11 protein-coding genes and 1 pseudogene are annotated in these 12,090 nt (G+C 47.5%); 7 read left to right on the top strand and 5 right to left on the bottom strand.

The window, feature by feature from the left end:
- The first annotated feature begins 51 nt into the window (after positions 1-51).
- Entirely contained in the window at positions 52-1,542 is a 1,491-nt protein-coding gene (locus tag FE783_RS10260; protein WP_158301714.1) for a glycoside hydrolase family 43 protein, read from the top strand.
- A 225-nt stretch (positions 1,543-1,767) separates the two neighbouring features.
- Here FE783_RS10260 and FE783_RS10255 read toward each other — a convergent pair whose 3' ends face one another.
- Positions 1,768-2,673, bottom strand: coding sequence for an ArsR/SmtB family transcription factor (locus FE783_RS10255; protein WP_138879260.1), 906 nt, complete (start codon positions 2,671-2,673; stop codon positions 1,768-1,770).
- Positions 2,674-3,087: 414 nt separating this feature from the next.
- On the opposite strand from FE783_RS10255, the gene FE783_RS10250 reads away from it, so the two are divergent.
- From FE783_RS10250 to FE783_RS10240, 3 genes are all read left to right on the top strand, one after another.
- The gene (locus tag FE783_RS10250) at positions 3,088-4,401 is read left to right on the top strand and encodes an ABC transporter substrate-binding protein (RefSeq protein WP_138879259.1); all 1,314 of its coding nucleotides are present in this window, start codon (positions 3,088-3,090) and stop codon (positions 4,399-4,401) included.
- Positions 4,402-4,678: 277 nt separating this feature from the next.
- Entirely contained in the window at positions 4,679-5,629 is a 951-nt protein-coding gene (locus FE783_RS10245) for a DUF1861 family protein (RefSeq protein WP_138879258.1), read from the top strand.
- 49 nt (positions 5,630-5,678) lie between these two features.
- On the top strand, positions 5,679-6,986 hold the full coding sequence (locus FE783_RS10240) for an ABC transporter substrate-binding protein (RefSeq protein ID WP_158301713.1): 1,308 nt from the start codon (positions 5,679-5,681) through the stop codon (positions 6,984-6,986).
- Positions 6,987-7,186: 200 nt separating this feature from the next.
- Here FE783_RS10240 and FE783_RS10235 read toward each other — a convergent pair whose 3' ends face one another.
- From FE783_RS10235 to FE783_RS10225, 3 genes and pseudogenes are all read right to left on the bottom strand, one after another.
- A complete protein-coding gene (locus FE783_RS10235) occupies positions 7,187-7,600 on the bottom strand; it encodes a DUF1259 domain-containing protein (protein ID WP_138879256.1) in 414 nt (137 codons plus the stop codon).
- Between the two features lie 486 nt (positions 7,601-8,086).
- Entirely contained in the window at positions 8,087-9,058 is a 972-nt protein-coding gene (locus FE783_RS10230) for an endonuclease/exonuclease/phosphatase family protein (protein ID WP_238402978.1), read from the bottom strand.
- 230 nt (positions 9,059-9,288) lie between these two features.
- Positions 9,289-9,453: pseudogene (locus tag FE783_RS10225) on the bottom strand (transposase); the annotation flags it as partial.
- A gap of 122 nt (positions 9,454-9,575) precedes the next feature.
- Here FE783_RS10225 and FE783_RS10220 point away from each other — a divergent pair.
- The 3 genes from FE783_RS10220 (at position 9,576) to FE783_RS10210 (ending at position 11,768) form a co-directional block, all read left to right on the top strand.
- A complete protein-coding gene (locus FE783_RS10220) occupies positions 9,576-10,226 on the top strand; it encodes an SDR family oxidoreductase (RefSeq protein WP_138879255.1) in 651 nt (216 codons plus the stop codon).
- A gap of 133 nt (positions 10,227-10,359) precedes the next feature.
- Complete coding sequence (gene sigJ, locus FE783_RS10215; RefSeq protein ID WP_138879254.1) at positions 10,360-11,277, top strand: RNA polymerase sigma factor SigJ; 918 nt, start codon at positions 10,360-10,362, stop codon at positions 11,275-11,277.
- 116 nt (positions 11,278-11,393) lie between these two features.
- Positions 11,394-11,768, top strand: a complete 375-nt coding sequence (locus FE783_RS10210) for a DUF6220 domain-containing protein (RefSeq protein ID WP_138879253.1) — start codon at positions 11,394-11,396, stop codon at positions 11,766-11,768.
- A 124-nt stretch (positions 11,769-11,892) separates the two neighbouring features.
- Here the strand turns inward: FE783_RS10210 and FE783_RS37460 are convergent, their stop codons facing one another.
- Positions 11,893-12,042, bottom strand: a complete 150-nt coding sequence (locus FE783_RS37460; RefSeq protein WP_158301712.1) for a hypothetical protein — start codon at positions 12,040-12,042, stop codon at positions 11,893-11,895.
- Positions 12,043-12,090 lie beyond the last annotated feature (48 nt).

Below are 12,090 nucleotides of genomic sequence, written 5' to 3'. Positions count from 1 at the left end.
CGGAACAATCGGGCTGGTGAACGCGACGCTGTGATGAAAGGGGGAACAGCTATGCGATTAATGAAAACGGTTATACTGATGACCGTTGTATCGGTCATGATGGTCGGTTGCAAATCGGGAACAAGTCCGACTTCGAATGAATTGAAAGCTACTGAGTCACAGACCCCTGTTGTCGGCAAAGCGCCGGACGGGACGTCCTATCACAATCCGCTCTTAAAGAATATTGCGGATCCAAGCGTTTTCCGGGACTCGAACGGCCTCTATTATATGTATCCGACGGGGGGCAACAAATTCAAGGCCTACTCTTCACCCGATCTGGTTCATTGGAAAGACGCGGGTATTGCTCTTAACGGCGGAGAGGTTCCATGGGCGGACAATAAATTTTGGGCTCCGGACGTGAAAGAGCACGGCGGGAAGTATTATATGTTTTTTTCCGCCACTAAAGGGAAGGACTACCCGAGGATCTCCGTCGCTGTCAGCGACAAGCCGACAGGTCCTTTCCATACCTTATCCGAGAAGCCGTTGTTTGATTTCGGCTATGGAACGATTGATCCTTTTGTGTTTTTTGACGATGATGGCAAGATTTATATGTATTATTCCGTAGACCTTCATACGGTCGGGGATCACTCCGAGAGCCAAATTCATGTGGCTCAGCTCAGTAACGATCTGCAATCCGTTATCGGCGAACCGCGAATGCTAACCCACCCGGAACAGACGTGGGAATCTTCCGGCAAACAACGATGGAATGAAGGAAGCTGGGTACACAAGCACAAAGGCACTTATTATTTGATGTACTCGGCAAATTGCTATTGCGGGAAGTCATATGCGATCGGTTACGCAACGTCAAAAAATCCTCTCGGACCGTTCGTAAAATATGTGAATAATCCCGTGTTGAGCGCGAACTATCCTCAAGTTTCCGGAACCGGTCATCACAGTATTGTGCCATCGCCGGACGGGAAGGAGCTTTTCATTGTCTATCCTTCTCATATCGATGTAAAGAAGGGGGGAGGATCCCGCCAGCTCCATATCGACCGGATGGGCCTCCGCGACGACGGAACGTTGTACGTAAACGGCCCGACGTTAACGGAGCAGCCTCTGCCTTCGGGAACGAACATATGGAAAAATATCGCAGGTGAAGCCAAGCTTTCGGCAAGCTCTACGGACGAGTCCTCCAATCTAAAATTTCTGGTTGACGGGGAAATCGGTATTTATAAGCGTACGAGTTCTCAGGATTGGATATCCGCTTCGAACGATTCCTCCCCTTGGGTTCAGCTTGAATGGGATCAGCCCTTCGCCATCAACGGTGTCTGGATTTACGACAGCGGTGATTCCGCTAAAGCGCTCCAATCGGGCACCTTGATCCTGGACAGCGGGAAGGAGAAGAAAGAGGTCCGCTTCCCAACGGAGCCGGGAGCTGCGGCTATTGTCCAATTGAATGGGCAAAAAGCGAAAAAAATCAAGTTTGTGCCCGACACCTCGAAGCCGGGAAGCAGCCCTGTCGCCTTATCGGAAATCATGGTACTGGGTCAATCAGGGCGGTAGGGAATCGATCAGTGATTCAGCGACACCTATTAGCGATGGGTCACTTGCAGGCGTAAGACGGAAAACACATATCGAACGATGTGGCAAGCTATTTACATAGGGGCGCGCGTTTCCCGATGTCCCAGCAAAAAAATGAGAAGGATGTATTAGAGGCAGTCCATCAGAGCTTGTGAGAGGAAGGGCTGGGAAGCCAGCCCTTTACTTTACAATCCATAACATAGAGATCTAAACCGAAACCGTTACTCGAATGTCCTGCGGATAGTTGCCGAAGTTCTTGCCAAAAAGGCTGACACCTCCGCAATTTGCAGCGGATTCGGGACAAGAGATTCGAAAAAGCAGCTCCTGTCCTGTTTTTATGTTCAGTTGATCAATACGAACGTCCGAAAATCTTACCCCATCGATAAATGTACCTTCATCGGTAACGGAGAGGACCTTAATAAGTCCGTATTGTGTATCGACCCACCACTCGGGCGTGTATTGCCCGCGCTTGCTGCCAAAATCTCCCGGGCAGGTCCAAGTAGCAACATCGATGCTATTGATAGAAAATGTAATATCCGACGGCCAATTATCGTTATAATAAGGCGCTTCGGAACAAATCTCCAAAGAAATGGTTAAGCACGATGCGGTTTCTTGCCCGACCAAATAATTCGGAATCCGATATTCGACAAAACCGCTTGCAAACCAGAGATGCTCGGCCGTTGTACGCTCGGGATCATCGAAATAACGAGGGTCGTCCATCATACCGATACGCTTGACGGAGGACGCCAAGCCGCAGGTTGGCCGAACCTTATACCGGATGTATTGTCCGACCGGTAAGTCGACCGTAAATCCGGTTTGGCTGCGCGGCTTTTCATCTTCGGCCGTTCGGAGCACTAACGTCATCTTGTCCACATTCAAGGAACAGCGCTTCTGCGTACCTCGTTTTCCTACCGTATTCTCCGTAAAAACAATTCTTGCTTCCTCCAGCTTCTGGATATGCTTTGTAATGATGGCTGATGACAAGCCTAATGCCTCTGCGAGCTCACCAATGTTATAAGGCTTCTCATTCAACAATTCGATGATCCGAACTCGCGTTTCGGAAGAAAAGCACTCCAGCACTTTCATATTTGTCGTGGTCACGTCTATGATCATTCTGCACGCTCCTAACTTATCCAATTGTATAACCAAATTGTTAATTAGTCAACAAGCTCCACGCACCCGAGTCATTTTGAAGCAGGCGGAAGCAGACAAATAAAAGTGATGGTTCTGACGCACGAATTTTGCTGAAGCAACGCTTCACTTGAATTTTATACGGATACTGATTGATTAATATGTACATTAAATATTGACAAAAAGGTAAATGATATCTATCATATTAACTAGTAAGTAATTAAGATAATAATTATATTAACCATAAGAAAGGAGGTTCGGAGATGGCTCAAGAAATGATACAAACCAAACAAACTGTACGGAGTTGCGAAAGCGGTTTCCTGTTCCGGGGTAACGAGAGCTTCACCAGCACAGTGTCAAAAGTTAATGAATAAAGTTTAAGATGGGGGAATTTTAATGAAAAGGAAGTTGGTACTTACCGCCACAGTCTTAGCGTTGCTCCTGAATATCGGCTGCCAAAGTCAAAATAAGTCCGGCGGAAAAAGCACGGATCCGGCCGAGGTCAGAACGGAACCTGTTACATTAAAGTTTTATGTTGCCTATGGTGCTTTCCCCAAAGAAGAGTTTGAGACTTATTTTGTTGAACCGATCAAAAAAAAATATCCGCATATTACCTTGGAGTGGGTTGGCGGCAAGCTACAGGATTTGATATCGGCGGGTGACGTGCCGGATATTTTGATGACCGGTTTGCCGGGGATTCCTGGTATACAGGAATTGCAAATCATTGAGGATCTGAATCCGTATATCAAAAAATTCGGAACGGACCTGTCCAAATACGATCCGGTCACGATAGAAGCCATCAAGAAATTTGGCCAAAAAGGCGAAATGGCGGCGCTGCCATTTCGAATGAACATCCCCGCTCTCTTCTATAACAAAGACCTATTTGATAAATTTGGAATCGCTTATCCTAAGGACGGCATGACTTATGAGGAAACTTTCGATTTGGCGCGAAGGATGACTCGCAGTGACGGAGGCGTTCAATATCTGGGCTTCTACACGGGAGGAACGGACCGCATGGCAATGGGGCTTTCTTTGCCTTATGTGAACAAGCAGACGAACGAAGCCGTGTTGACAACGGACGGTTGGGCGAAGGTGCTGAACTGGAATAAATCGTTGCATGACATTCCGGGGTATGTGAAGGACGGCAAAATTACAAGCAACTCGATCGGCGTGTTTGTGAAAGATCAAAAGGTCGCTATGGCCGGCTATTGGGGTGCGGATACTATCGGCGAAATCGATAAAGTGGTCAAGGCCGGTCAGGAGTTTAATTGGGACATGGCAACTCTCCCCACGTTTGAGAAAGGCAAGGGCAGCGCATGGCAGGCGGAAGCGCATAACATGATTGTGACCGCAACAAGCAAACATAAGGATCAAGCTTATCAAGTGGTGTCTCATGTCTCCGGCGAAGAGGTGCAGAAGTCAATCAATAAGAGCGGCGGAATAACGATATTGAAGAAAACGGAAGAAACGAAGAGAGATTACGGCGCGGACTTGGCATTCCTGAAGGGGAAAAATACGAATGCGTTCTTCACCCTCCTGCCGGGCATGCATGAACATACGAAATATGATCAGAAAGGCAGAAGCATAATTGTAGAAGCAGGCAACGAGGTGATCCTGAAAGGGACCGATGTCAATACCGCCTTGCGGAATGCACAGGACAAGCTGAACCAGTATATCAAGGAACAAACTGCTCTGCAATCGTTGAAGTGACCGATGACCCTCTGATTTTTCCGTGAAACATTTTACGAGCAGGTATCTGATGAATACGAAGCCCTGCCCATAGTTTCAAGCTGAATGGCGGACGCTGCTTTCGTAATAGGCTTGTCCGGCTGCAAGTCCTCCGAGGAAATGGAAACACCGCCACTGAGTCCCGCCATTACGTATAAAATCCGCTCTCCTTAAAAGAAGAATGGCCGGATGGAGCGAAAGACCCCAATATTTTACGTTTCAACGGAAAACGAAAAACAAAAGGAAGGTGTAGAGAAATTTGACCCTGCAGACACAAAGAATTGAATTTGAAGCGACAAAAAAGATCTATGAGAGTGAGACCCTGGTATTTCATGGCGTGGACGGTTTTGATGTCTACAATATTTCGATTCCGTTCATACGGGACGGGAAGCGCTATTTGTTCGGGCGGGTAGAACGTCGCGAGGAATGGGCCCGCTCTTGGGTCCGCCTGTTCGAGGAGACGGGGCGGGATGAATGGACCGTGGTGGAAGATAGCATGATCTATACACTGGAGGACCCTTACATCTGTGAGATCGGTGATGAGCTTGTAATGGGTGGGACTCATGTGCAATATCAGTGTGGAAGATACAGCACGTTTTTCGGCTATTTCTTCCGGGGCACCGACCTCCACAATTTGTACTACTTCACTACCGGACCTAACAGAATGAAGGATATTCGCCTTGTTCCGTTGTCGGATGGCAAGATCGGCGTCTTCTCGCGTCCGCGCGGCGCGGAGACGAGAGGCAAATACGGGAGCGAATCCATGATCGGCTTCACGTTCGTTGACAGACTGGAAGAGTTATCTGCGAACGTCATCGAGAACGCACCGTACATTCACGGCATCTTCGGGGAAGGCGAATGGGGAGGCGTTAATCAGGCTTATCTGCTCGACAGCGGCAAAATCGGCATCATCGGCCACATTTGCTATCGGGATAAGGATGAGAACGGAGGGGAAGTGAAGGTGTACCTGAACATGGCCTTCGTCTTCGATCCAACCACCAGAGAGCCCTCGGACCTTCATTTGATCGGAAGTCGTCCCTGCTACCCGCCGGGACCTGCCAAGGCACCGCATTTGATCGACTGCGTCTTTACTTCGGGAATTGTGATGCGTTCAGACGGCAAGGCCGATCTTTACAGCGGCATTGGTGATTGCCAGGCGGGGCGTATTACGATCGACTATCCGTTCGAAGGACATGGGCGTATTGTCTAGAGGAGGAAGTTGGGGGTGATTGGGACAATCATGAATGGGGGAAAAAGACATGGCAATGAAACGAATGGCCGCACTTTCACTACTGTTGTTCGCAACCGCCTGCAGCAGCGGAAATGACGGCAAGGCCAGTGAGCAGCCCGCCGGTGATAACAAAGCTCCGCCTAAAGTTTCGACCGAGCCCGTCACGATCAAATTCGCGCTGAGCATGGGATGGCTTGGACCTGACGAGTTCAAGAATTACGTTGAGGAGCCAGTGAAAAAGCGCTTTCCGTACATTACGATCGAGCCCATCGATTTATCCAAGCCGGATAACAGTTTCGATAAGCTGATGGCCTCCGGCGTCATACCGGATTTGGTGATGACCGCCTCACCGATCATTTACCGGTTTGTAGGAACCGGAATGGAAGATAATATCGAACCGCTGATCAAAAAATTCAATTTCGACCTTTCCCGTTTGAACCCGGTCGCCGTAGAATCGGTGAAGTCGGCAAGCCGGCAAAATAACTTAATCGGTCTTCCATGGACGATGCACTTCAGTGGTCTCTACTATAATAAAGATATTTTCGACAAATTTGGTGTCCCGTATCCGAAGGACGGCATGACTTGGGAGGATGCCAGAGAGCTGGCCAAAAAAGTGTCGCGCAGCGACGGCGGCGGGCAGTATCGGGGCTTGGAGCCGGATAAATCGACCCGAGTAGCTTCGGTGCTGTCATACGGCTTTATCGATCCGGTAACGGAGAAGCCGACCGTGAACAATGATAACTGGAAAAAAATATTCGAATTACTGAAAAGCATCTACGACATTCCCGGAAACAGCACACCCCGTTATGCCGGCTCCGGTTTCGATCAATTTAAGAAAGAACGGACGCTCGCTATGCTCGCTTCAAATAATAACCTGCCGAATTTGAAGGATACGCAGGATTTGAATTGGGATTTGGCCCAGTACCCGTCATTCAAAGAACGCCCCAACACTGGCATGCAGGTGGATGAGTGGATTCTTCATGTCACGGCGCAAAGCAAATACAAAGATCAAGCATTTCAAGTCATTTCCACGATTTTATCCGACGAGGTGCAGACGGAAATAGCCCGCAACGCGCGGCTGCCGGTATTGAAGGCAAATAACATAGAGCAGGAATTCGGTAAAAACTTGGCTTACTTGCAAGGCAAGAATGTGAAAGCCGCCTTTAAAACCAACGCTGCGAAAGCGCTTCCGGTTAGCAAATACGATTCGTTCGCGGAAGAATATATAACTCGCGCCATCGAACCGGTTGTCAAAGGGGAGAAGGATATTAACACGGCACTGAGGGAAGCGGAAGAACAAATATCGAAAAATATTGAAACGAACCGGCAAAAATAACTCAACTCGTTTGCTGCCGCATTGCGGAGTTAACAGAATCTTTGTGGTACAGTTTGTCCGGCTGAAGATATTAAATCAAATAAGGGCTGAGGGGATCTCCCTCAGCCTGTTATATCCGTCAAACATTTTCTTTCCACCATTCAAGAAACAGCATAATTATTTGGTCTTTCGTGAGGAACAGCATAGGGTTTCTGGCCCTATTACGGTCGAACAATCCGTTTTGTCAGAACGCTCAACGCATTGCGAACTTCTCTGGCAAATACCAATGGTCTTTCTTTCTTTTCGAAGTGGATGTACCAGAGGTTTGGTTTGTCGAAAAGCCAATGGTTGTGCAGAGCAGTCACTTTAATTCCTTGTCTACGCAGCCGCGAAATAAATGGATTGATTTCCGCTGTTAAGATGACTGTTTCTCCTAGACAAAGTGCTCTTCCGTCACGACCGATACTTTCGAATGAAAATGCTTGGGGAATCGCGAGAAAGGACCTGCTGCGTTTACCCAGAATAACGGGTTTTATATTACTTCTAACTCTCGAGGCTGTACAAACACCGTTGATGACTTGTGCTCTTGCGCCAAGTATGCCCGCAAAGCGTCGGCAAAGAGGACTCACAGCCATTTTTCCCAGCTCCTTTATAATGACTTTGGTATTACACTCATATACTATGAAATTAGAAAACTATTTCTTGGATAAATAGACAAGGAGAAACGTACAAGATTTCATTCATCTCAAAACTGCTTATTACGGATGGTTGGGTCAAAGACCCACCACCTACCATGTACGCCTCTGCTGCCGTACGGAGACATGAGAAGAGGAGGAGGAAGGAGGCAGCTTCATGGGGAAGAAGAATATCCCGGGTAAAATAATGATTAGCCGTGCTAGTGGTTATCGCAGAAACTAATGATCTCTGTAACTGTCAGAAGAAAAGTAGATTTATATTTGAGACGCGACAGGTTAGAGGGAGGGTCTCTGTGACCAAGGAAGTAGCTTATCTCTTGGATTCTGAGGATTGAGCAACTTCTCAAATAGATACGTCAGATAGTTAGCGGGATACAGACTTCTCTCAAATTTGGGATTCGCCTATGTTAGCAGAAAAAGGATTAGCTAATGTAAAGTAAGTTCGGCGACAACTCCTGCATGATCAGAAGGCCATAGTGCCGTTGATGTGCGATCCTTTTGCTCTTCTCCAACAACGTCCACTTTTTTAACTTTGAAATCGCCCCGAAAGAGAATTAAGTCTATTCGAACAAAAAGTTGCGAAGTCAAATTTAATACATCAGCATCTTGGCAACATGTTAATCCTTCGCCTTTTCCTGCGATATTCCATGTATCTTCAAATCCAGCATTAATCATAAGGTTGTAAGATGGACCACTGCCGTCAGAATTTGAGTTGAAATCTCCTATGAATACCACAGGAAGTCCAGTAGCTCCGGGGCCCCGTAAAAGTTCATTTGCTTGAGCGAGTTGTATTTGAAGTGTAAGGGGAATTAAAGGTGAAACGGGTTGTAAATGAGTATTTACGAGCTTAAATTTCTTTCCGCATATTTTGACATCAACAGACGCCCAACCAAACAGGAGTTTTTCAAGCTTACCGCCAACTAGAATGGGAAGAAAAGCATCAAATTTCTTTGTTTGTATATTTGAGAACTTAAGATCTGAATTTTTTCGCGCCACAATCACATCTCGATCTAAAAACCGAACGTTGAAGCCGGTACTACTAGGTAACGTAACATCCGAAGTGTCTACTATTGCTATAACCTCATAATGCAACCCTCTTTTTTCTAACTCTTTGAGAAGGATCGAAACAAAATCATACTCTACTACTACTTTAGATTTTTGAGGTAACAAAAGTTGCCATATTGCTGCTTCTTGAAGACCTATTATATCTGGTTTTTTTCTTGCAATTTGATCAGCAATAGCTCTTGATCGTACCGGAAAATTTGTTGCTTGAAACTGTCTAAAGATCTCAGTAACACGTTGTGGGAGTTCCTCTGGAGTGGTTCCTACTGCAGGCGTTAAAACAGCTCCAAAATAGATGTTCCATGTCATGATTTTTACACTATTATGGGAAGACATTACTATCAACCTCCTTCTTGATGATAGTATTTTTATGTAGAATACGATTTTTTTGCTTGTATGATTGTCTAACATAAAAGAAGATGAGGTAGATGAGGACTATCGGACAAAAGGTGATTACCTCTCCAAGGACTCTTGGGCAACACTCGCGATTTATGGGCTAAACTTCCTAAGAAGACACCGTTCATTCAATTTTTTGAAAGCGTCTGAAAGGTGGGAAAGTGATTCAGTCCTGCGCTTTCGTTATGACCAGGTACTAATCCAGACCACGAGCATAAATGCGCTGCATTAGGAAACTGTTTTTTATTATCCGCTCCGAATTCCGCCGAGATTTGTTCTGCCATTCGAGTGGCTATACCGGGGATTGAATCTAAACGTTCAACATCTTCATGGAAAGATTCTACTCACGTACCACTTGCATGCCATGCAAGCACTCTCCCACTATAGCTGGTTTCACTCCAAAAAAACTGCTCTATCTTACATACCATCAACCTCATAAACAAAAGGATGTCACACTTTGGCACGCTATACCGTCATTCATGTGAAAGGAGTGAGGCAAGTGAAAATAGCGGTTGTGGGTGGAACGGGAATGTTAGGACGGCGCGTCTCCGCAGTACTTCGTCGGCGTGGACATGAAGTTCGCGTGCTGAGCCGCCGGTCCTTGGAACATCAAGTAAACCTCGTAACGGGCGAAAGGCTAGATGCCGCCTTGGAGGGTTGCGATGCGCTTGTTGATGCCAGCAACGCTTCTACGAATGCAAAAAACATTCTGATCGACGGAACGAAAAGATTGCTGGCGGCTGGCAAACAAGCGGGAATAAGTCATCACTTGTGCGTCTCCATCGTCGGTTGCGAACGCATACCGATGGGGTATTTCGGCATTAAAGCCGAACAAGAGCATGTGGTGGAACAGAATGATGTGCCATGGACGATTGTCCGAGCGACGCAATTTCATGACTACATCGCCGCGATGTTCGAACAAGCCGCACGATGGAAGGTGTTACCCCTGTTGAAAATTCCGATTCAAACCGTTGCGGTGGATGAGGTCGCACACACGATAGCCGATACGGTCGAGGCAAAACCTCGACATGGTCGTTTAGAAATTGCCGGCCCGGAAATTACCGATGCGAGGATGGTTGCTCGAACTTGGCGTTCGGTGTCGGGGTAGCGAGTCGTTGGGCTTCCGATCCCTCTTCCCGGCCATTTAGGTCGCGAACTGCGTTCAGGCGCCGCTACGGCGGAACATCCTCACGTTCGCGGACAAATCACGTTCGAATCATGGTTGACGGAGGTGAAACGTCATGGTTGAACAGCAGAAGAACGACATGTTGCTGTCATTGTTTGAAGCCGAACGTCCGCGTTTGCTTCGAGTGGCCTACTCGATCACAAGCTCCGTTGCGGAAGCGGAAGATTGTGTGCAGGAAACCTGGATGAGGCTGCAATCCATAGGTGACGCGGAGCTGATTCGGAATATTCCGGGATGGCTGACAACGACGGTAGCACGGCTTGCCCTGGATACGTTAAACAGTGCTCGATCGCGGTGGGAACGCTATGTCGGCCATTGGTTACCGGAGCCGCTCGTTGAAGATGTCAATCTGGATGATCCTGCCGAACGCGTAGCGCTGGACGATTCTGTCAGTATTGCGTTGATGATCGTATTGCAACATCTGTCTGCAGTAGAACGCACCGCCTTTTTGCTGCATGACGTGTTCGGTCTTTCTTTCGTGGAAATCTCAACGATCGTCGGCCGATCTCCTGCAGCAGTTCGCAAGCTCGCTTCCCGCGCTCGAAAGCACATCGAACAAGGAAGACCGAGGTTTGTTCCTACATTCGCAGAACAGAAAGAGCTTGTTCTTGCATTTGCCGCCGCTTGTCAGAAAGGCGACATGGAAAAACTCGTCTCGACACTGGATCCGAACGTTGTCTGGCGCGGAGATGGCGGCGGGGATACGGCAGGTGTAGCCCGTGTTGAACAAGGCGCCGAACGTGTGGCGAATGGCGTGGTTGCGTTCACCCGGCAATCTAGACTTAGGATACGCTTCGCCTTGGTCAACGGCGCGCCGGGACTCGTTTTGTTCGATGACGAGGATCAGTTGTCCGTAGTTTCATTTACAGTGGCAAATCGACACATCACAACTATCCATGTCATCCGCGATCCCGACAAGCTGAGTAAAGTCAGGACGATATTTTTGGACAAGGGTAAACGTGTTGAAGAATAGTATGCAGACCTTGGTAGATCCCTCTTTTTCGCTGAATAAAATCATTCTATTGAAACAGACGCAGCAGCTTCTAACTTACCGAAACATTTATAAGATGAAAGGGAAGTGAACAATTCGTGGAAACCTCGGCTTTTAGCATATCGCGAACAATGATGACTGGGCTGACATGGATTTTTGCCGGTGCTGTGTTGATTCAAATTTTCTTTGCGGGATTGGCATTGTTTGTTAACTCTTCCCATTGGACATATCACGAAGAATTTGCGAATTACCTTTCGTTTTTGCCAATCATCATATTTGCTTTAACGTTTATCGGCAAGCATTCGCGTCGACTCCGTCTGCACACCGCTGCATTAATCGGGATGATTATCGTAATGGTGATGACCGGCGTGTTTTCTTCGCAAATTGGCATATTGTCCGCATTCCATCCAGTCATCGCCGTGTTTTTATTTTATCGCAGCCTTGTCATCTTACGACTAATAGCGGATCAATGATCTTCTTCACACCTTGCCACAACCCCTTGATCCAATAAAACACAAAAGCCATGATTACGCGGCTATTAATGAGATCAAGTTCTAATCACCCGACAAGTTCCTTCATATCAGGATTTCTTCAGTTTTACAACACCTGTCGGACAAACGGGTTGATGTGCTGCTCCAGCACCGTGAATTCCGCTTTGATACGGCACGACTGGCTGATGTACGGGAACGGCGCGACTATGCTGATTTTGGCCGCATGCGGCAAAAGCCAGTCAGCCGGGACCATCAAGGGGACAAAAGCTCCGAGAGGGGAAGGGGAAGCCGCCGGCTCAGCCGG

Origin of the sequence: Paenibacillus mesophilus (genome assembly GCF_005938385.1) — a bacterium.
GTDB classification, from domain to species: Bacteria; Bacillota; Bacilli; order Paenibacillales; family NBRC-103111; genus Paenibacillus_AB; species Paenibacillus_AB mesophilus.
Note: the sequence above shows the minus strand (reverse complement) of the source record. Positions and strands in the feature narration are given on the sequence as shown.